The following is a 20,136-nucleotide window of genomic DNA, read 5'->3' on the forward strand; positions in this document are numbered from 1 at the left end:
CGGGTCCCAAGGGTATCCGTGGCGATCTTTTTTTGGCAGACCCGGGGAAACGCCCCGAAAGTGAGGCCCCGATGGAATTGCAATTCAAACTGGCTGATGCCCCCGAAGAGGCCGAGCGTGAAGCCGCGCGCAAGTTGTTCTTGGGCGAAGTGGATTTTCTCAAAGGCGTGGTCGCCATGGACGGCCTGCCGCCCGATGACCGCATCGAGGTCTGCTTTGCCGGACGGTCCAACGTCGGGAAATCCAGCCTGATCAATGCCTTGACCCGTCGCAAAGGTCTGGCGCGCGCATCGAACACGCCCGGACGGACGCAGGAAATCAACTACTTCCAACTGGGCAGCGAACGCTATCTGGTCGATCTTCCCGGCTATGGCTTTGCCAATGCGCCGGTCGCCGTGGTCGCCAAATGGCAGGCTTTGCTCAAGAATTACCTCGCGGGGCGGCAATCGCTGCGGCGCGCCTTTGTGCTGGTGGACTTTCGCCACGGAATCAAACCCGTCGACGAAGAGATCATGACCCTGCTTGACCGCTCGGCCGTGACCTTTCAGGTGGTGCTGACCAAGGCCGACAAGGTCAAGGACAAGGACTACGACAAGACCTTGGCGCAAGTGCGCGAAAAGCTGTCCAAGCACCCCGCCGCCTACCCCGAAATCGTGCTGACCAGCAGCGAAAAAGGCGACGGAATCCCGACATTGCGGGCAATCATCGCGGGGCTGACCTAGTAATCCGGCGCGGCTTTCGGCATTGTCTGCGCAGCCTTTCCGGGGACAGACGATGAGACCACAGAACATGAACCAAGATTGGATCGCCACCGCACGCACGCTTTCCGAGGCCCTGCCCTATTTGCAGCGCTACACAGGCGCGATCGTGGTGGTAAAATTCGGCGGCAATGCCATGGGCGACGCCGATGAGATGGCCGCTTTTGCCCGCGATATCGTGTTGATGCGACAGGTTGGCGTGAACCCGGTGGTGGTGCATGGCGGCGGCCCGATGATCAACGACATGCTCAAGCGGTTGAACATCGAATCGCACTTTGTGCGCGGCAAACGCGTCACCGATAAGGCCGTGGTCGAAGTGGTCGAAATGGTTCTGACCGGCATGGTGAACAAGCGCATCGTCCAAGCCATCATGGACGAAGGCGGGCGCGCCGTGGGTCTGTCCGGCAAGGACGACGACCTGATGGTCTGCGAGGCGGACGATCCAGAGCTGGGCTTTGTGGGCAAACCCGTCGAGATGAACGTGCAGGTGCTGCACGATCTCTTTGCCGCCGGGATCATTCCGGTGGTGGCCCCCGTGGCCACCGGCATGAACGCCAACGAAACCTTTAACGTCAACGGCGACACCGCTGCCGGGGCCATTGCCGGCGCGCTGAAGGCCGATCGGCTGCTGCTGCTGACCGACGTGCAGGGCGTCAAGGGGGCCGACGGTCAAGTCATGACCCAGATGACCCCGGATGACGTGCGCCAAATGACCGAGGATGGCGTGATCGCGGGCGGCATGATCCCCAAGACGGAAACGGCCCTAAAAGCCATCGAAGACGGCGTGCGCGGTGTGGTCATCATCGACGGGCGGGTCGCCAACGCCTGCCTCCTCGAGCTGTTCACCGAGCATGGGTCAGGTTCGCTGATCCGCAACGCCGACTTGCCCTCGCTAAAAGAGTGAGGGCGCTGGCGACGCGCGCGCGGGCCGTTGGGCTTGCGATCCGGGGGGCACTGCCCCCTCGGCAAGGTGATCCGGTCCCGGACGACACACGCGCCATCGCCTTGCTCGGCCCCGATGAGCCCAACTTTTGGGCGCGTTTCACCGCTGCCAAGGAATACCGCGACGGCCAGCCGGATCCGCTGGATCGGTGGTCCAAGCGGGTGATCGGCGAGCTTGCCCACGCCGAAGGGGCGACCGCCATCTTTCCCTCTGACGGGCCGCCCTATGCGCCCTTTATGGCCTGGGCGCTGGACAGCGGCCAAGCTTGGACGTCGCCGGTTGGCCCCTTGGTCCACGCCGACGCCGGGCTGTTTATCAGCTTTCGCGCCGCGCTCGCTCTGCCGCGCGACATCGACCTACCCCAGCCTGCCACGCAGCCTTGCCCGACCTGCGCGCGCCCCTGCGCCACGGCCTGCCCCGTCGACGCCCTAAGCGACGCGCAGCCCTATGACGTCGCCGCCTGCCAAGCCCATCTGGCCAGCGACCAAGGCAGTGACTGCCGCCTCAACGGATGCCTCGTGCGACGCGCCTGCCCCACCGCCGACTCGTTCACGCGCCTGCCCGAACAGTCTGGTTTTCACATGTCCGCCTTTATAAAAGCTTACCGCTCATGACCCGTTTGATCCTGATGCGCCACGCAAAATCCGATTGGTCCGCCTTTCAAGACGACCACGCCCGCGGGCTGAACAAACGCGGGCGCAAATCTGCCGTCGCAATGGGTGACTGGCTGCGCACGCGGGGCTACCTGCCGGACGCAATCCTCTGTTCGACCGCCACCCGCACGCGCGAGACGCTGGACGGTCTGACGCTCGGCGCGCCGGTGACCTTTCTGGACAGCCTGTACCACGCCGCGCCCGACACCATGCTGGATGACCTTCGCGGGGCCACAGGCGATACCGTCTTGATGATCGGGCATAATCCGGGGATTTCGGCGCTGGCCAAAGCTTTGGTCCGCCAGCCGCCTGATCACGCGCGTTTTGCCGATTATCCGACCTGCGCGACCTTGGTTGTGGATTTCGACAGCCCTTGGCCCGACATCCGTCTGGCCACGGGCGAGGTGCAGGACTTTGCCGTCCCGCGCGAAGTTATCGGTTAGCGAAACGGCTGCGCGTACAGCAAGCCGCCGTCCGTCCACAGCGCGTTCAAGCCCCGCGACAGACCAATCGGCGTGTTTTCCCCGATATTGCGGGCAAAAAGCTCGCCGTAGTTGCCGCCCGCGCGCAGCGCCTGAACCGCCCAATCGGGCGACAGGTCCAGCATCTCACCAAGGATGCCCTCGGTCCCCAAAAGACGGTTAATCTCTGGGTTGTCGGTGCCAACCGCCAGCTCTTCGAGATTGGTCGAGGTGATGCCCAACTCTTCGGCGGCAATCAGCGCGTTCAGAACCCAACGCACCACATCGCCCCATTCGTCATCGCCGTGACGCACCACGGGACCAAGCGGCTCTTTCGAGATGATCTCGGGCAACAGGACGTGATCGCCGGGGGTCTGGAAGGTGGCGCGGATCGCCGCCAAACCCGACGCATCGGTGGTGTAGACCTCGCACTCGCCCTCAAGGTACAGGGTCTGCGCCTCGGCGGTGGCCTCGACCGGGATCGGGTCGTAGGTCATGTTGTTGCGGTTAAAATACTCTTCGAGATTGGGCGCGGTGGTGGTGTCGGCCTGCACGCAGATCGTGCGCCCGTCCAGCTCCTTGGCAGAGGAGACACCCAGCGACTTGGGCACCATAAACCCTTGACCGTCATAGTAATTTACGCCCGCAAAATCCAGCTTCAGCTCGACATCGGTGGAAAAGCTCCAGGTCGTGTTGCGCGCCAAAAGGTCGATTTCGCCCGACAGCAAAGAGGTAAACCGCGAAGAGGTCGTCGTCTCGAAAAACGTCACCGCGTTGGGATCACCGAGCACGGCCCCCGCCACGGCGCGGCACAGGCCCACGTCGAACCCGGACCACTCGCCATTGCCATTCTGAGAGGCAAAGCCCACAAGCCCCGCATTCACACCGCAATTGAGCGTGCCGCGCGCCTTCACGTCGTCAAGCGTCCCCGCAGTGGCCCCGCCCGCGGTCAACAGCATTGCGCCGAGAAGAATACCCTTGTGCATGCGTCCCTCTTTCTGGTTTCGCGTTATGCCTAATCCCTCATGCCCAAACCGGGGCGTCACAAAACGGGATGGCCTGCCATTCATCCCACATAAAACGTGGGCAGTTTGGTCGGATTATACAAACAAGGTCAAGTTAAGATGCTTAACAGAAAGGCAGTTTCCTGACCTCTCTGCGCGCCTTGCCTAGCCTTGGGCCGTTGCCAGCGCAAAGTAGCGCCCGGCATGGAGGAATTCGCCGCGCTTATACTCGGCCTTGGCTTGCGCCTCTTCGTCCTTGCCCCACTGTTCCTCTTGCCACAGCTCGTCGAGGCGGGACAATTCCCACAGCTCTTCGAGATCCGCAGCCCCGCGCGCGGCGGCCAGCGCCAGCACGAGCGAGCCGCTCATCGCCACCAGATCGTGGAAAGCCGCCAGCTGGAACGGCGACAGGGCATGGACTTCGCGGGTCAGGGTGGCTTGTCCGGCGGGGTCTTGGGGCGCGTGGATCACGCCTGCAACCGGCGTCAGGCGCACGGCAAAGGTCTGGTCCAGCCAGTCCAGCATCGGATCCCACAGCAGCGCCTGCCGCTGCACCAGCTCTTCGGGGTGATCGGCGCGATAGCACAGCAGGTCGCTGTCGCCATAAGCTGCCAGCATATCGGCCACCTCGGCGTGCTGCGTGGCGACCTTGTCCAACGCCGAGTTGGTGGTGCGGGTATAGGGCATGGTCGCCGGGTTGACCTTATCCTCTTGGGCGTCCCATTCGGTGGCCAGCGCGCGGGCCAAGCCTTCGGTCGGGACGTGGATCGGCGTCTTGGCCGGGGTTTTGATCCCGCGCCCGTCCAGCAGAACGGTAAAGCCCGCATCCACTGGGGCGACTTCGGTGGTTTTCCAGAAGCGTTTCGGAGCCCATTCGCTCATGACAAGCCTCCTAAGGTCTTGAGTATCATCGTTTCCAAGGCAGAGGCGTCCTGTGCCACAGCCACGGCCCCCGTCAAGGTGTCAGCGGCGTGATAGCCCCAGGCCACGCCAATCCCGCGCACCCCGGCGGCCTGCGCCATCTCCATGTCAAAGCGCGTGTCGCCGATCATCACGGCATCCGCCGCGTCGACGCCCGCCTCGGACAGCGCGGCATGGATCATCGACGGGTGCGGTTTCGACGGGTGATCGTCCGCCACTTGGGTCGTCACAAACCGCGCGTTCAGATCGAGGCTGCCCAGCAAAGCCGTCAGCCCGCGCCGCGATTTACCCGTGGCGACGCCCAGCAGCAGATCGTCGATGCGCGCCAACCGGTCCAGCATCTCTGCGATGCCCGGATACAGGGGCGACGCCCCGCCAGAGATACGCAGTTGCGCGTAGGTGTCCTTGTAGGTCTGGGTCATGCGCGCCTGCCCTGCGGCGTCCACCTCGGGGGCGAGTTCCGCAACGGCCAAAGGCAAGGACAGTCCGACGATGGACAGCACCGTCGCGCGGTCCGGCGCAGGCAAACCGACCGCCTCGAACGCCGCCGTCATGGACGCAAGGATATCGCCCTGACTGTCCACCAAGGTGCCGTCAACGTCGAAAATCGCCAGTTTCAGCGTCATCTCAGCTTCTCAAAGGGGTCTTCGTCGGCATAGCTTTCTTCCCAGCCGAGCGCGTCCCAAGAGTTCGCCATATGCTCGGGCAGCGGCGCGTTCACCACCACCGGCTTTTTCGTCACCGGGTGATTAAAGGCCATGGTCCGCGCGTGCAGATGCAGCTTTTTCGAGATGATGCCGCCCAGTTGCGCGCCCCAACCGTCGCCAAGGTTTTCCTGCCCCGAACCGCCGTATTTGCCGTCGCCAATGATCGGGTGGCCGATCTCTGCCATATGCGCGCGCAGCTGGTGGGTACGGCCGGTAATTGGCTCCATCGCGACCCAAGCGGCCCGGCTGGCGACCCGGTAGAGCGTCGCATACAGCGTATGTGCGCGCTTGGCCCCTTCGGTTTCGTCCATCTTGCGCGGGTGCACGCAGATCATCTTTTCGCCTTCGCCGTGCTTGCCATGCCCCGGCGCCTTGACCAGACCATAGCGGATCTCGCCCAGGTACGGCGTCGGCACACCGGCCACCAAGGCCCAGTAAATCTTGCGCGTTTCCTTGTGGCGGATCGCGTCGGTCAAGGCCTTGGCGATCTCGCGCGAGCGCGCCAGCAGCAATACGCCCGAGGTATCCTTGTCGAGACGGTGCACCAGACGCGGCTTTTCCTCGAACCCGAATTTCAGTGCTTCGGCCATGCCATCCACGTGGCGCGTCATCTTGGACCCGCCTTGGGTCGCCAAACCGGGAGGCTTGTTGATGGCGATGATGTAATCGTCCTTATAGATCACGCAGTCGCGGATCATCTCGGCATCCGCATCGCTGACCTTGGGCTTGGGCGCGGCGGCGCGCTTGGCCGCGTCGGCGTCGGGCTCGGGGATCGGCGGGATGCGCACCTGCTGACCCACGTCCAGACGGGTGTTCGCCTTGCAACGGCCGCCATCGACGCGCAGCTCGCCCTTGCGACACATCTTTTCAATGCGCCCCTGTGCCAGATGCGGGAACAGACGTTTGAGCCAGCGATCAAGGCGCTGGTCGCCGTCGCCGGGGCCGACGGTGATGGTTTGGACGCGGCTCATGTAAAGCTCCGTGCAACGAGAAGGCCGGCGAACAGCGCGGCAAGAGACAAACAGACCGAGGCCGCGACATACCCCGCCGCAAGCCCCACCTGACCGCGTTCATATAAGGTCACCGCGTCCAGAGAGAAGGCCGAGAATGTGGTGAAACCGCCTAAAAGACCGGTCATCAGCAGCGGCGCGAACTTATTCCCGTTCACATGCGCGAGCAGCACGACCAAAGCCCCCATGGCAAAGGACCCGACGATATTCACCGTCAGTGTCCCCCAGGGAAAGCCTTTGCCCAGCAGCCGCGCCATCATCAGGCCGGTCATATAGCGCGCGCTTGCGCCGATTGCGCCCCCAAGGGAGACTTGCAGAATAGGTACCATGGCGGTGCTGTCGCGCGTGCGCGGGCTATTGTCAAGAAAATGGCGGGTTTCGCGCGGTTTAGACGCGCAAACCGTCACGAATTCCGCTTTTGCCGCAGCTTGGCAAAGTAATCGACCCTTTTGCGCAGGTCGCGTTCGAACCCCCGTTCCACCGGATCATAGAAGTGCATCCGTTCCAGCCCGTCGGGGAAGTAATCCTGGCCGGAAAAGCCGTCCTCGGCGTTGTGGTCATAGGCGTAGCCGTCGCCGTAGCCCTGTTCGCGCATCAGCTTGGTTGGCGCGTTGAGGATATGCTTGGGCGGCATCAACGACCCGGTCTGCTTGGCGGCGCGGCGGGCGGCCTTGTAGGCGTTGTAAACCGCGTTGGATTTGGGCGCGAGCGCGAGATAGACCAGAGCCTGGGCGATGGCGAGTTCCCCTTCGGGAGAGCCGATACGCTCGTAGGTTTCCCAGCTTTGCAGGCAAAAGGCTTGGGCCTGCGGGTCGGCGAGGCTGATGTCCTCGACCGCCATACGGGTGATGCGGCGGGCCAGATAACGCGGGTCTTCGCCCGCCTCCAGCATCCGCGCGTACCAGTACAGCGCCGCGTCGGGGTCGGACCCGCGCACGGATTTATGCAAGGCAGAGATGAGGTTATAGTGCCCGTCTCCGCCCTTGTCGTATTGCGCGGCGCGCTTCATCAGGCGGGTTTTCAGGGCATTCACGTCGAGATCAGAGGTCGTGCGCCACGACATGACCTGCTCGACCAGATTGAGCAACGCGCGCCCGTCCCCGTCGGCCATATCCAGCAGAGCCGCGCGGGACTCGGGGGTAAGCGGCAAGGGGCGGTCCAACTCGCGCTCGGCGCGCTGCACCAGCCGTTCCAGATCGTCATTGTCCAGCCGTTCCAGCACCAACACCTGCGAGCGCGACAGCAGAGCGGCGTTCAGCTCAAACGACGGGTTTTCGGTGGTCGCGCCCACCAACAGGATCGTCCCGTCCTCCATATGCGGCAGGAACCCGTCCTGCTGCGCCTTGTTGAAGCGGTGGATTTCGTCGACGAACAGCAGCGTCCCCTGCCCGGTCTTGCGGCGCAGCTTGGCGGCCTCAAAGACTTTGCGCAGTTCCGGCACGCCGGTGAAAATTGCGCTGATCTGGACAAAGTGCATGTCCGTGGCGTGCGCGAGCAGTCGCGCGATGGTGGTCTTGCCCACGCCGGGAGGGCCCCAAAAGATGATTGAGCCCAGCGTGCCTGCCTCAAGCATCACGCCCAAAGGCGCTTCGGGGCCAAGGACTTGCTGTTGGCCGATGACCTCGTCCAGCGCCTGCGGGCGCAAGCGATCCGCGAGGGGGCGCGGCGCGCTGGCCTCGGCAGCGCCGGCGTCGGCGCCCGTATCGAACAGATCAGCCACCGCTTAGATCCGGAACCGCAGTTGCAGGCGGCGATTGCCGCGCAGCGCGTCGATGCGGATGCTGGGGGCGGCACGGCGCAGCAGCCCGTCGACCTCGCGCGGGGACGTCACGCGCGCGCCATCAATCGCGCCAAGCAGATCCCCCGCCGCAAGACCAACCCGCGCGCCATAGGGGCCGGGGTCCAGCACCACCACACCTTCGAGACCCGGCGGCAGCCCGAGTTCGGCGCTTACGGCGGGGTTGATCCGCGCGACTTTCAGCCCCGGCAGCACCGAACGTTCGCCAAGGTTCACCGTCTCGCGCGGCGGCACTTCGGGGGCGGTCATCATGGTCACCGTGGCGGATTTCATAACGCCGCGCGACAGATAGGCGATTTCGGCGTCATGGCCGATGCCCCGGATCGACATGCGGAACAGCATCTCGGCGGGGGTGTTCACTGGCTGACCGTCGACCTCAAGGATCACGTCGCCGACGCGTAGGCCCGCCCCGGCAAAACCGCTCGCCGGGTGCATCTGGGTGATGACCACGCCACCGGGTACGCTGAGGCCAAGACTGTCCGAAATGTCAGCGTCCACCGGCTGGCCAGTTATCCCTGCCCAAGGCCGTTGAAACCGTGTCGCGCCGTTTTTCGCTTGCTCAACGAACTGCGCGACAAGGGCCGAGGGGATGGCAAAGCCGATGCCGTTCGACCCGCCAGACCGCGTCAGGATCGAGGTGTTCACCCCGATGAGCCTCCCTTGGACGTCGATCAACGCCCCGCCCGAGTTGCCCGGGTTGATCGGCGCGTCGGTCTGGATGAAATAGCCGCGCCCGTTGCCGGTGGCGGTGCCGGTGCGTGCAAGCCCCGACACGATGCCAGAGGACACCGTCTGCCCGACGCCAAAGGGGTTGCCGATGGCCAGCACCAGCTCGCCCACCTCGACCGTGTCGCTGTCGCGCAGCGGCACAAAGGGCATGTCAGCGGCGTCCTCTAGCTGCAAGATCGCAAGGTCCGCCTCTTCATCACCCAGCAAGACCTTTGCTGCGTATTCCACCCGGTTGTTCAAGACGACTCGGATGTCGGTCGCCTGCCCGACCACGTGGTAGTTGGACACCACGATGCCATCAGGGGTCAGGATCACGCCGGAGCCGAGCGAGTTCTGCACCTGCGGGCGGCCTTGGGTCTGGCCGAAAAAGTTGCGGAAAAACGGATCGTCGGCAAAGGGACTGCGGGCCTCGACCACCCGACGCGCGTAGATGTTTACCACTGCCGGGGCGGCCTGTTTGACCAAAGGCGCAAAGCTCAGCTGGATTTGCGCTTGGCTCTGGGGGATCGCGGGGGTTTGCGCCACCAAAGGCAGCGGGGCAATCAGGCACAGGATCATCAACAGGTGGCGAAGCATCGTACTCTCCCTTTGGGATCCGATATGCGCCCCACGCCCTGCGATTGCAAGTCAGGGCACCCTGACCCGTGGCTACAAAAAAAGGCCCCCGCCGAATGGACGAGGGCCTGAAATTTGTCGCGAAAAGAGAGGATTACTCTTCTGCGGCTGCCTCTTCGGCGGCAACGCGCGCCTTGTCGGCTGCGCCTTTTGCGTCGACGTCGCGGTCAACCAGTTCGATGATCGCCATCGGCGCCATATCACCATAGCGGAAGCCGGCCTTGAGCACGCGGCAGTAACCACCGTTGCGGTCCTTGTAGCGCGGGCCGAGGATTTCGAACAGCTTGGCGACGTCCTTGTCTTCTTTCAGCTGAGCCGCTGCCTGACGGCGTGCGTGCAGATCGCCGCGCTTGCCCAGGGTGATCAGCTTGTCGATGACGCGCTTGAGTTCTTTTGCTTTGGGCAGAGTCGTCTTGATCTGCTCGTGCTCGATGAGCGAGCCAGCCATGTTAGCCCACAGTGCCTTGCGGTGCTCGTGGGTACGGTTGAGGCGGCGGTAACCTTTTGCGTGACGCATGTGTCTTACTCCTAAGGTGCCCTCTACGGGCGGTTTTGCTTTGTCTGGCTGCCGATGCGTGTCAGCAGCTCTCCTTGGGGCGGGATGCCCAAGGGGCGGAACAGGTCCGCCCCCCTTATCGGCTTAGAAGCTGTCTTCGAGCTTCTTTGCCAGATCTTCGATGTTGTCGGGCGGCCAGTCCTCGACATCCATGCCGAGGTGCAGACCCATACCGGACAGCACTTCTTTAATCTCGTTCAGCGACTTGCGGCCGAAGTTCGGGGTGCGGAGCATCTCGGCTTCGGTTTTCTGGATCAGGTCGCCGATGTAGACGATGTTGTCGTTCTTCAGGCAGTTTGCCGAACGCACGGACAGTTCCAGCTCGTCCACCTTTTTCAGGAGGAGCGGGTTGAATTCCAGACCGTCGTCGTCGTCCTGACGCTGGGCCGACTCGGGTTCGTCGAAGTTGACGAAGATCGACAGCTGGTCCTGCAGGATGCGCGCCGCGAATGCGATTGCATCCTCGGGCGTGACGGAACCGTCGGTTTCGACCTTCATGGTCAGCTTGTCGTAGTCCAGAACCTGGCCTTCGCGGGTCGGCTGAACGTCATAGGCGACCTTCTTGACCGGCGAGTAGATGGCGTCGATCGGGATCAGACCGATAGGCGCATCTTCGGGCTTGTTCTTGTCAGCCGAGACATAACCTTTGCCGGTGTTCACGGTGAATTCCATGTACACTTCGGCGCCTTCGTCCACGTGACAGATCACGTGATCGCGGTTCAGGATCTCGATCCCGGCGGTCTCGGTGATGTCGCCAGCGGTGATCACACCCGGACCTTTGGCGTTGACGGACACCCGCTTGGGGCCTTCGACTTCCATACGCAGGGAAACCTGCTTGAGGTTCAGGATGATGTCGGTGACGTCTTCGCGCACACCGTCCACGGACGAGAATTCGTGCAGAACGTTGTCGATCTGAACGCTGGTGATGGCCGCGCCTTGCAGCGAGGACAGTAGAACGCGGCGCAGCGCGTTGCCCAGGGTCAGACCAAAGCCACGCTCGAGCGGCTCGGCGACGATCGTTGCTTGACGCGACGGGTCAGCGCCCGGCTTGATTTCAAGCTGCGTCGGCTTGATCAGTTCAGCCCAGTTCTTGTGGATCATGCAATTCCCTCCATACCAGCCAAGACCCCATGTCCGTAAGGTCTCGACGCCCGAGGTTTCAAAATGCCAAACCGAGGCCGGACACACGTCCGCCCCCGGCAGTAATCAATGCGCGATTAGACGCGGCGACGCTTCGGCGGACGGCAGCCGTTGTGCGCGATCGGGGTCACATCACGGATCGAGGTGATGTTGAAACCGACAGCGGCCAGAGCGCGCAGCGCGGATTCACGGCCCGAACCGGGGCCCTGAACTTCGACTTCGAGGGTCTTCACGCCATGTTCCTGAGCTTTCTTGCCCGCGTCCTCGGCTGCCAGCTGAGCGGCATACGGGGTGGATTTACGCGAGCCTTTGAAACCCATGGTGCCAGCAGACGACCACGAAATGGCGTTGCCCTGCACGTCAGAGATCAGGATCTTGGTGTTGTTGAAGGTCGAGTTCACATGCGCAACGCCAGCTGCGATGTTCTTGGAGACCTTTTTCTTGCCGCCACGGCGGGTATCACGTGCCATATCGAATAGCCTCCCTTACTTCTTCTTGCCTGCGATGGCCTTTGCGGGGCCTTTGCGGGTGCGAGCGTTGGTGTGAGTCCGCTGACCGCGAACCGGGAGGTTACGACGATGGCGCAGACCGCGGTAGCAGCCAAGGTCCATCAGACGCTTGATGTTCATCTGAACGTCACGGCGCAGGTCACCTTCAACGGTGAGGTTTGCGTCGATGTACTCGCGAACGGCCAGAACTTCTGCGTCCGAGAGTTCGTTCACACGGCGAGCGCGGTCGATGTTGACGGATTCGCAGATCTGTTCTGCGATCGCCGGACCGATGCCGTGGATGTAGGTGAGTGCGATCGGCACTCGCTTGTTGGTCGGGATGTTGACGCCGGCAATACGAGCCAAGTCTCTGTTCCTTTACGTTGCGGTTCCGTAGTCCCGGAACCTTTTTTCACAACCGAAGGCCCGAGGCGATAAAGCCACCGGGCCAGAGCTGATCAGGTGATCTGCAAGGCGGGTGCGACCCACAATGCAAGCGTGATTCTCACAGGGAGATGGGGGTGGGTATGAAGATTTCACCCAAAGGTCAAGCCCCCAGCCGAAATCCAGCCACAATACCCCCGAAAACGAGGCAGGCCGCCCCGGATGGGACGGCCTGAAGAGTGATTTACGCCAGCGCTCAGGCGTCGAGCTTTTCGGCGATGGCGGTCTTGATCGCGTCCATCTCGCCCAGACCGTCAACGCGGCAGTGGTTGCCCGCGTGGTAGTAGTAACCGATCAGCGGCGAGGTCTGCTTGTAGTATTCCATCAGGCGCTTTTTCAGCGACGACTCGTTGTCGTCGGCGCGGCGCTTGAACTCGGTCCCGCCGCATTTCTCGCACTTGCCGTCCTCGGGGATCGGCTTGGTGATGTCGTTGTAGACCTCACCGCAATCACCACAGGTGGAGCGCGCCGTAATGCGCTTGACCAAGGCTTCGTCCTCGACGCGCAGCTCGACCACGCGGTCGAGCGTCTGGCCCATCTCTGCCAGCAGCTCGCCCAGGGCATCCGCCTGCTTGAGCGTGCGCGGGAAGCCGTCAAAGATAAAGCCGTTCGCCTGCGTGGTTTCCAGCTTTTCACGGATCAGGCCGATGACGATCTCGTCGGTGACCAGCTCACCGCGGGCCATCACGTCGGCGACCCGCTTGCCCATTTCGGTGCCGCTGTCCTTGGCTTCGCGCAGCATGTCGCCGGTCGAAAGTTGCACCATGCCGCGGTCTTCGACCAGCATACGTGCCTGAGTGCCCTTACCCGCCCCCGGCGGTCCAAGAAGAATAATGTTCATCGCCGAGCCGGTGCCCCCCGTTTTTTGCGGCCTTTACCCTTACCACGAAGTTGGGATTTTTGGATAAGACCTTCGTATTGGTGTGCCAACAGGTGGCTCTGTACCTGCTGGATGGTGTCCATGGTCACGCTCACCACGATCAGCACCGAGGTGCCGCCGAAGTAGAACGGGATCGCGAACTGGGTCCGAATGATCTCGGGCAGCAGGGCCACGGCGGCCAGATAAGCGGCGCCGATCACGAGGATACGGTTCACGACATATTCAAGGTAGTCAGCGGTCTTCTTGCCCGGCTTGATGCCCGGCACAAAGCCGTTCTGGCTCTTGAGGTTATCTGCTACGTCATCAGGTTTGAAGGAAACGTTAAACGTATAGAAATAGGCAAAGAACACGATCATCGCAGCGAAGAACAGCAGGTACAGCGGCTGGCCGGGACCAAAGTAGGCCATGATCTGCGACATGATCGGACCGGAAGAGCCAGACTGGCTGAAGGTCGCGATGGTCGTCGGCAGCAGCAGCAGCGACGAGGCAAAGATCGCCGGGATAACGCCCGCCGGGTTCACCTTGACCGGCAGGTGGCTGGACTGCGCTTCGGTCATCTTCATGCCGACCTGACGGCGCGGATACTGGATGGTGATCTTGCGCAGCGCCCGCTCCATGAACACCACAAAGGCGATCACGGCCACAACCATCACGATCACACCGACGATCACCGCCGGGCTGATGGCGCCGGAACGGCCCGATTCAAAGAACTGAACCAGGGCGGCGGGCACCTCGGCAATGATGCCGACAAAGATGATCAGGGAAATGCCGTTGCCGATGCCGCGCTGGGTGATCTGCTCACCAAGCCACATCAGGAACATCGTGCCACCCACCAGCGTGATCACGCAGGCGGCGCGGAAGTACCAGCCCGGATCGGTCGCCAGATCGCCCGCCTCGAGGCTGGCGGCCAAGCCGTAGGCCTGGAACGTCGCCAGCGCCACGGTGCTGTAGCGCGTGTACTGGTTGATTTTCTTGCGGCCCTGCTCGCCCTCTTTTTTCAGCTGCTCCAGCGCCGGGACCATGGCGGTCAGCAGCTGGATGATGATCGAGGCCGAGATGTAGGGCATGATGCCCAGGGCAAAGATCCCCATGCGGCCAAGCGCGCCGCCGGTGAACATCGACACCATGCCTGCAACGCCCTGCCCCGCCTGTTCGACGAAGTCACGCAGCGCACCGCCATCAATCCCCGGCACCGGAATGAACGTCCCCAAGCGGTAGACGATCAACAGACCAAGGGTGAAGAGGATGCGATTGCGCAGGTCGGTTGCTTTGCCAAGCGCCGCCCAGCTTGTGTTGGCGGCCATTTGCTCTGCTGCGGATACCATGCGGATCTCTCTGTTATGTCAAACGCCGCCACGACGCATTTTCCAGCATCGGGCGGCGCTCATTTGGAAAACTGGGCTCTATGTAAGCGGCGCTAGGGCCGCTCACAAGGCGATATTACTCAGCGCCTGCCACCTTGAGCGCGCCGCCTGCCTTCTCGACTGCTTCCACAGCAGCTTTCGAAGCGCCGGTCACCTCGATGGTGAGGGCTGCGGTCACGTCGCCTTTGGCGAGGACGCGGATGCCGTCCAGCTTGCGGCGGACCAGACCCGAGGACACGAGGGTGTCTTCGTTGATCGAACCGGCTTCCAGCTTGCCAGCTTCGACGAATTTCTGGATCAGGCCGAGGTTGACGACAGCGTATTCCTTGCGGTTCGGCTTGTTAAAGCCGCGCTTGGGCAGACGCTGGTAGAGCGGCATCTGGCCGCCTTCGTAGCCGTTGATGGCCACACCCGAACGGGATTTCTGACCTTTGATACCACGGCCACCCATTTTACCTTTGCCCGAACCGGGGCCACGGCCAATGCGTTTCTTACGCTGGGTTGCGCCTTCGTTGTCGCGCAGTTCATGAAGTTTCATGTCGCTTCTCCTATTGCCGGATGTGGTCCGCGAAGCGAATGGACCAACCACGGCGTTTCTTGTTTATGGAATCGGGCCCATAAGGCCACCGGGGGCGTATAGCGGCCCTTTAACGTGGGATCAAGCCTTGTCGATGCGCGCCCCGGCGGCGCGATGTGTTACCAGCGCACCTTGACCTCGACCGGCCCGCGAAAGGCCCAGCCGTGGAACCGCACATCGCCCTCCAGCCGGATATTCGGAAAGCGCTCGAACAGCATCGGCAAGGCCACCTGAGAGACCAGCTCGCGGCTCACGGCCGCCCCGGCGCAGAAATGCGGCCCCGCGCCAAAGGCCAGACTGGGCGAATTGTTGCGGGTGATGTCGAACACCACTGGGGCGTCGAACACGCGCGGATCACGATTTGCGGCAGAGTACATAAAGAACACCCGGTCGCCCTTGGACAGTTGCACGCCCTCGACCTCTTCGTCGCGGGTGACCCCACGTGGGACCATGCCGACGGGGCTTTGCCAGCGGTTGAACTCTTCAAAGGCATCCTTCCACGTGGCCTGCCCGTCGCGGATCATCTGCAACTGTTCGGGATGGGTCAGCAGCGCCCAGACCGCCCCGGCGATGGCGTCGCGCGGCTCATTCTGCCCGCCAGAGATGGCAAGGCGGATGTTCCCGGCGGCAGGGCCGACGTCCATCCCCGAGTCGAGCTGCACCTTGAGCAAGGAATACTCGGGCAGGTCGTCCAGCTGCCGCTCCACCGCTTGATTGATGCGGGCGACGGCAGCCAAAGCCTTGGATTCGAGCGCGGGATCGCCGTGGTAGTTCGCCACACCGTCGATCATGGCTTGGCTCGTGGCGTCCACCTCTTGCCAGCTCAGGTCATACAGGCCGGTCACATCGCGCAGCGCCTCGCCGCAGACCCGCATGGCAAAATCCCGCACCAGACAACAGCCGCCCTGCGGGGCAAGCGCGTCCAGCGCCTCTTGGGTCTTGGCGCGGAACCGCTCGGACCAATGGTCGCGCACGGTGCGGGGCGAATAGCTGGGAAAGGTGATCTTGCGGTCCGAGGCGTGCTCTTCGCCGTCCTTGCGCAGCATGTTCTCGCCCATCAGCTTGACCATCAACCCCTCGGGCTGGCGCGAGGAAAACAGATCAACGCGCTTTTCCTCGCGGTGGATCGTCTCGCGGCGGCAAAACAGCGTGGCGTTCAACTGCGGGACAAAGGCGGCGCCGGTGCCTTCGCGGATCGTGGTCAGATCGGCGTAGGGATCGGCGGCAAAGGCGGGAACGTCGATATTGTGAACAGGCGCGTTGGACATTTACCGGATCTTTACGGGCAGTGAGGCATACCCACGGAACCGGGCAAGGGGCACGCGGACGCGCGGGCCGGTCTGGGTGAGTTTGGGGAAACGGGCGACCAGCTTGCCAAGGGCGATCTTGCCTTCGACCCGCGCCAGCGTCGCGCCAAGGCAGACGTGAATGCCGGTGATAAAGGCGATCTGCCGGTTGGGTTTGCGGGTGATGTCCATCCGGTCGGGGTCGGCGAAGACGTCCGGATCACGGTTCGCGGCGGCAATCGACGTGTGAATATACGTCCCCTTGGGGATCACCCCAGAGGGAAGCTCGATATCCTCGCCCGCCAGACGGTTGCCGATCTGAAGCGGGCTTTCGACGCGCAGGAATTCCTCGACCGCCGAGCCGATGAGGTCCGGCTGGTCCAACAGCAAGCGGTGCTGGTCGGGGTTGTCCAGCAGTAGCCCGACCGAATTACCCACAAGGCTGGTGGTCGTCTCATGCCCGGCATTCAGCAGGAAGATACAGTTCTGGATCAACTCTTCTTGCGTCAGGGTGCGGCCTTCGTGTTGGCCGAAAATGAGGCTTTCGAGGACCTCTCCCTGATGCGCGCCGTCCGGATTGGCGCGGCGGTGGTTAATGAGATCGTTCAGGATCTCGCTGAACTCGGTCACGGCGGCGTTGCCCTCGGCCAGCTTTTCCGGTGCGACCACCGGGTCCAAAGCGCCAAGGATCGCAAGGGAATAGCCGCGCAGACGGGCGCGATACTCTTCGGGGATGCCCAGCATAAAAGAGATGATCTCGGTCGGCAGAACCTTGGCGAAATCGTCGATCAGGTCCAGTTCGCCCAGATCGTCGACCCGGTCCAAGAGCCTGTCCACAATCCCGTCAATCAAGGGTTCGAACTCGGCCAGCTTGCGCGGGGTGAAGGCGCCGGAAATCAGCTTGCGCACCACCGTGTGATAGGGCGGATCGTTAAAGATCAACGACGTGGTGTGATGCGTGTGCAGCGGGCATTGGCCGTATTTCTTGCCAAATTCCTCGGTCTTGTCCGACAGCATGTCCCGCGACTGATAGACCTTCAGCACGTCATGATAACGCGTCAGATAGACCGAGCCGTCGGCGTTGCGGTGAATCGGCGATTTGGCCCGCAGCGCGTGCAGCACAGGGTGCGGGTTCTCGATGAACTCTGGCCCGATCGCGTTCAGGTCAAAGCTCTGGATATCCAGCGGCATTGTCTCTTCCTCCCACGGTTAGACTGCGGGAGGGGCGGGCCTCGGGCAAGGCAAAATCGACCGCCGGGTTAGAAAAAGGGCCGAGCGTTTGCCCGGCCCTATGTCTGGTCTCGGATCGTGGGTTTAGCCCAGCTCGCCCGGTTTGTACCAACCGCCCATCTGGACCTGCGAAGCGTCCCCGACCAGTTCGGCGAAATGCGCCGGGTCTTGGGTGCCCCCGTCGCGGCCGCGGTAGTGGTAGGGGTAAACGTAGGTCGGCTTGAACGCCTTGACCGCGTCGGCGGCGGCTTCGGCGGGCATGGTGAACGGCAGGTTCATGCAGACAAAAGCAAGGTCCACATCGGTCAGGGCGCGCATTTCCGGGATGTCCTCGGTGTCGCCCGAGACGTAGATCTTGAAGTCGCCCATGGTCAGCACATAGCCGTTGTCGCGCCCCTGCGGGTGGAAATTTGTCCGCCCTTCCGAGGTGTTATAGGCCGGGATCGCGTCGATGGTGACCTCGCCCCAAGCGTGGCTGTCGCCGTTGGCCATGGACAGCGCCTTGGCCTTGAGCGGCTCGGCCAGCATATCGTGCACGGCAGGGTTGGTGATCAGCGCGGTGTCCTCGCCAACGACGGCGGCCAGCACGTCCGCGTTGTAGTGGTCGCCATGCTCGTGGGTCACAAGCACCAGATCGGCGCTGGGGAAGCCGTCGTAATCTGCCGCCGCGCCGACCGGGTCGACGTAGATCACACCCTTGGGCGTTTCCAGCACGATAGAGGCGTGGTGGACAGGATGCACCGTCACCGGGCCCATGGCGGTCTCGAACATGTCGCCGCCGCCATGCGCCGCCGCGCGGGCCTTGAAGGGCATAAAGGTCACCGCCCCGGCCGCCGCCGCGCAGGTCAGAAAGGTCCGTCTGGTCTGTGTCATTTCCGTCTTCTCCCCTATTGGTTGCGACGAAAGGTAGCGCGCCGCTCTGCCCCGGCAAATCCCCGTCGCATTTTCGTGATCAACGCGCGGACCTTGACTCTGCGGCGCAGCGTGGCTATGTGCAGGGCTCTGCCTTGCCCGTCGCGTGACCGGGCCTGCGGTGCCATCGCCCGCGGCAGACATGAAACTCCCAGGTTCTCTTCACGCACGGGCCTAACGTCAGAGCGGCGAGCATGGCATCCGGCCACCCCGCGCGTCTTGACGTCACCCTGAGCGTTCCCCCGCCCCAGATGCGGGCCGCTTTGCGCGAGCGTTTGTCTCGCCACAAAGGATATCTTCTTTGGATTTTACCGAACTCGGCCTTCCGGCCAAACTCGTCTCGAACCTCACTGAAATGGGTCTCGTGGACCCGACCCCCATTCAGGTCAAAGCCATCCCCCACGCGCTTGAAGGGCGCGACGTCATGGGGCTGGCGCAAACCGGCACGGGTAAGACCGCGTCCTTTGGTCTGCCGATGCTGGCGCAGCTGATGCGCACCGAAGGCAAACCGGCCCCGAAAACCGTGCGCGGGCTGATCCTTGCGCCGACGCGCGAGCTGGCCAAGCAGATCGCCGACAACCTGATGGCCTATGCCGCTGGCACCTCTGTGCGCGTTGGTCTGGTGGTGGGCGGCGCATCGCTGAACGCGCAGGCCAAACGCCTAGAGCGCGGCACCGGCCTGCTGGTCGCCACGCCCGGTCGTCTTATCGACCTGATGGAGCGCCGCGCCGTGCGTCTGGACAAGACCCAGTTCCTCGTGCTGGACGAAGCGGACCAGATGCTGGACCTCGGCTTTATCCACGCGCTGCGCCAGATCGCCAAGGTCTTGCCGACCGAGCGTCAGACCATGCTGTTTTCGGCCACCATGCCCAAACACATGAACGAGCTGGCCCAAGCCTATCTGACCGATCCGATTCGCGTGGAAACCGCCCCTCCGGGCAAGCCCGCCGACAAGATCCGCCAGTCGGTGCATTTCATCGAGCAGGGGGACAAGGCCCGCCTGCTGGTCGATCACCTCGACACGCACCGCGACCAGGCCGCCGTGGTCTTTGCCCGCACCAAGCATGGCGCGGAAAAGCTGATGAAGTCCTTGGTGGCCAAGGGTTTTGCCGCTGTCTCCGTGCATGGCAACAAGTCGCAAGGCCAGCGCGAGCGCGCGATCAAGGCCTTCCGCGCCGGTGAGATGACCGTGCTCGTGGCAACCGACGTGGCGGCGCGGGGTCTGGACATTCCGGACGTGCGCTATGTCTACAACTACGATCTGCCGAACGTGGCCGACAACTATGTGCACCGCATTGGCCGCACCGCCCGTGCGGGCCGCGATGGCACCGCCGTGGCTTTCTGCTCGCCCGACGAGATGGGCGAGTTCAAGGCGATTCAAAAGCTGCTGAAGAAAGACATCGACGTTGCGGGCGGTCAGCCCTGGCCCGGCAACGGCAACGCCAAGGCGCTGAACGGCGGCGGACGTGGTCGCGGCGGCAAGCCCGGCGGTGGCGGCAAGCCGAACGGTGGCGGCGGTGGCCGTGGTGGGCAGCAGCGCCGTGGTGGCGGCGGTGGCAACGGCGGCGGTGGTCGCAAGCGTCAACGCCGCGCAGCATAAAGCTTCATACGAAATCGGGCCCCTCGGGGCCCTTTTTTGTGCCTCCTGAGTGCCCTGCCC

General features: G+C 63.1%; 22 protein-coding genes. 5 read left to right on the forward strand and 17 right to left on the reverse strand.

The features are described from left to right. The first annotated feature begins 71 nt into the window (after positions 1–71). Genes yihA through B9A11_RS11475 form a run of 4 tightly spaced genes read left to right on the forward strand, consistent with a single transcriptional unit; the run spans position 72 to position 2,797 of the window. Positions 72–722, forward strand: a complete 651-nt coding sequence (gene yihA, locus B9A11_RS11460) for a ribosome biogenesis GTP-binding protein YihA/YsxC (protein WP_058247865.1) — start codon at positions 72–74, stop codon at positions 720–722. 52 nt (positions 723–774) lie between these two features. Beyond that, positions 775–1,662, forward strand: a complete 888-nt coding sequence (argB, locus tag B9A11_RS11465; RefSeq protein WP_058247658.1) for an acetylglutamate kinase — start codon at positions 775–777, stop codon at positions 1,660–1,662. After that, positions 1,659–2,315, forward strand: a complete 657-nt coding sequence (locus B9A11_RS11470) for a hypothetical protein (RefSeq protein ID WP_058247659.1) — start codon at positions 1,659–1,661, stop codon at positions 2,313–2,315. Before argB ends, B9A11_RS11470 begins: the two co-directional genes overlap by 4 nt. Continuing rightward, the gene (locus B9A11_RS11475) at positions 2,312–2,797 is read left to right on the forward strand and encodes a SixA phosphatase family protein (protein WP_058247660.1); all 486 of its coding nucleotides are present in this window, start codon (positions 2,312–2,314) and stop codon (positions 2,795–2,797) included. The genes B9A11_RS11470 and B9A11_RS11475 overlap by 4 nt, the downstream gene beginning before the upstream one ends. Here the strand turns inward: B9A11_RS11475 and B9A11_RS11480 are convergent. The 17 genes from B9A11_RS11480 to B9A11_RS11560 form a co-directional block, all read right to left on the reverse strand. Next, positions 2,794–3,801 (reverse strand): amino acid ABC transporter substrate-binding protein, encoded by a 1,008-nt coding sequence (locus tag B9A11_RS11480; RefSeq protein ID WP_058247661.1) that lies wholly within the window; start codon positions 3,799–3,801, stop codon positions 2,794–2,796. The genes B9A11_RS11475 and B9A11_RS11480 overlap by 4 nt on opposite strands. A 183-nt stretch (positions 3,802–3,984) precedes the next feature. Then, complete coding sequence (locus tag B9A11_RS11485; protein WP_058247662.1) at positions 3,985–4,701, reverse strand: ATP12 family chaperone protein; 717 nt, start codon at positions 4,699–4,701, stop codon at positions 3,985–3,987. After that, positions 4,698–5,366 (reverse strand): HAD-IA family hydrolase, encoded by a 669-nt coding sequence (locus B9A11_RS11490; protein WP_058247663.1) that lies wholly within the window; start codon positions 5,364–5,366, stop codon positions 4,698–4,700. Before B9A11_RS11490 ends, B9A11_RS11485 begins: the two co-directional genes overlap by 4 nt. Further along, positions 5,363–6,418 carry an RluA family pseudouridine synthase gene (locus B9A11_RS11495; RefSeq protein WP_058247664.1) on the reverse strand — a complete coding sequence of 352 codons (1,056 nt, stop codon included), beginning with the start codon at positions 6,416–6,418 and terminating at the stop codon, positions 5,363–5,365. Before B9A11_RS11495 ends, B9A11_RS11490 begins: the two co-directional genes overlap by 4 nt. Further along, a complete protein-coding gene (gene crcB, locus B9A11_RS11500) occupies positions 6,415–6,786 on the reverse strand; it encodes a fluoride efflux transporter CrcB (RefSeq protein WP_058247866.1) in 372 nt (123 codons plus the stop codon). The genes B9A11_RS11495 and crcB overlap by 4 nt, the downstream gene beginning before the upstream one ends. A gap of 74 nt (positions 6,787–6,860) precedes the next feature. Beyond that, positions 6,861–8,177, reverse strand: a complete 1,317-nt coding sequence (locus tag B9A11_RS11505) for a replication-associated recombination protein A (RefSeq protein WP_058247665.1) — start codon at positions 8,175–8,177, stop codon at positions 6,861–6,863. A gap of 3 nt (positions 8,178–8,180) precedes the next feature. Beyond that, complete coding sequence (locus B9A11_RS11510; RefSeq protein WP_058247666.1) at positions 8,181–9,560, reverse strand: trypsin-like peptidase domain-containing protein; 1,380 nt, start codon at positions 9,558–9,560, stop codon at positions 8,181–8,183. A 133-nt stretch (positions 9,561–9,693) separates the two neighbouring features. Then, the gene (gene rplQ / locus B9A11_RS11515; protein WP_058247667.1) at positions 9,694–10,116 is read right to left on the reverse strand and encodes a 50S ribosomal protein L17; all 423 of its coding nucleotides are present in this window, start codon (positions 10,114–10,116) and stop codon (positions 9,694–9,696) included. Between the two features lie 123 nt (positions 10,117–10,239). Beyond that, positions 10,240–11,256 carry a DNA-directed RNA polymerase subunit alpha gene (locus tag B9A11_RS11520; RefSeq protein WP_058247668.1) on the reverse strand — a complete coding sequence of 339 codons (1,017 nt, stop codon included), beginning with the start codon at positions 11,254–11,256 and terminating at the stop codon, positions 10,240–10,242. A gap of 116 nt (positions 11,257–11,372) precedes the next feature. Then, positions 11,373–11,765 carry a 30S ribosomal protein S11 gene (gene rpsK, locus B9A11_RS11525; protein WP_058247669.1) on the reverse strand — a complete coding sequence of 131 codons (393 nt, stop codon included), beginning with the start codon at positions 11,763–11,765 and terminating at the stop codon, positions 11,373–11,375. A 15-nt stretch (positions 11,766–11,780) separates the two neighbouring features. Then, positions 11,781–12,149 carry a 30S ribosomal protein S13 gene (gene rpsM / locus B9A11_RS11530; protein WP_058247670.1) on the reverse strand — a complete coding sequence of 123 codons (369 nt, stop codon included), beginning with the start codon at positions 12,147–12,149 and terminating at the stop codon, positions 11,781–11,783. A gap of 274 nt (positions 12,150–12,423) precedes the next feature. Beyond that, on the reverse strand, positions 12,424–13,068 hold the full coding sequence (locus B9A11_RS11535) for an adenylate kinase (RefSeq protein ID WP_058247671.1): 645 nt from the start codon (positions 13,066–13,068) through the stop codon (positions 12,424–12,426). Further along, on the reverse strand, positions 13,065–14,432 hold the full coding sequence (gene secY, locus B9A11_RS11540; RefSeq protein ID WP_058247672.1) for a preprotein translocase subunit SecY: 1,368 nt from the start codon (positions 14,430–14,432) through the stop codon (positions 13,065–13,067). The genes B9A11_RS11535 and secY overlap by 4 nt, the downstream gene beginning before the upstream one ends. 115 nt (positions 14,433–14,547) lie before the next feature. Beyond that, the gene (gene rplO / locus B9A11_RS11545; protein ID WP_058247673.1) at positions 14,548–15,009 is read right to left on the reverse strand and encodes a 50S ribosomal protein L15; all 462 of its coding nucleotides are present in this window, start codon (positions 15,007–15,009) and stop codon (positions 14,548–14,550) included. A 158-nt stretch (positions 15,010–15,167) separates the two neighbouring features. Then, positions 15,168–16,316 carry a cytochrome P450 gene (locus tag B9A11_RS11550; protein WP_058247674.1) on the reverse strand — a complete coding sequence of 383 codons (1,149 nt, stop codon included), beginning with the start codon at positions 16,314–16,316 and terminating at the stop codon, positions 15,168–15,170. Beyond that, the gene (locus B9A11_RS11555; protein ID WP_058247675.1) at positions 16,317–17,525 is read right to left on the reverse strand and encodes a cytochrome P450; all 1,209 of its coding nucleotides are present in this window, start codon (positions 17,523–17,525) and stop codon (positions 16,317–16,319) included. Positions 17,526–17,648: 123 nt separating this feature from the next. Beyond that, positions 17,649–18,437 (reverse strand): MBL fold metallo-hydrolase, encoded by a 789-nt coding sequence (locus B9A11_RS11560; protein ID WP_058247676.1) that lies wholly within the window; start codon positions 18,435–18,437, stop codon positions 17,649–17,651. A gap of 340 nt (positions 18,438–18,777) precedes the next feature. Between B9A11_RS11560 and B9A11_RS11565 the strand changes: the two genes are divergently transcribed. Continuing rightward, entirely contained in the window at positions 18,778–20,076 is a 1,299-nt protein-coding gene (locus B9A11_RS11565; RefSeq protein ID WP_234988802.1) for a DEAD/DEAH box helicase, read from the forward strand. Positions 20,077–20,136: the final 60 nt, after the last annotated feature.

It is taken from the genome of Tropicibacter naphthalenivorans, assembly GCF_900176475.1.
GTDB lineage: Bacteria > Pseudomonadota > Alphaproteobacteria > Rhodobacterales > Rhodobacteraceae > Tropicibacter > Tropicibacter naphthalenivorans.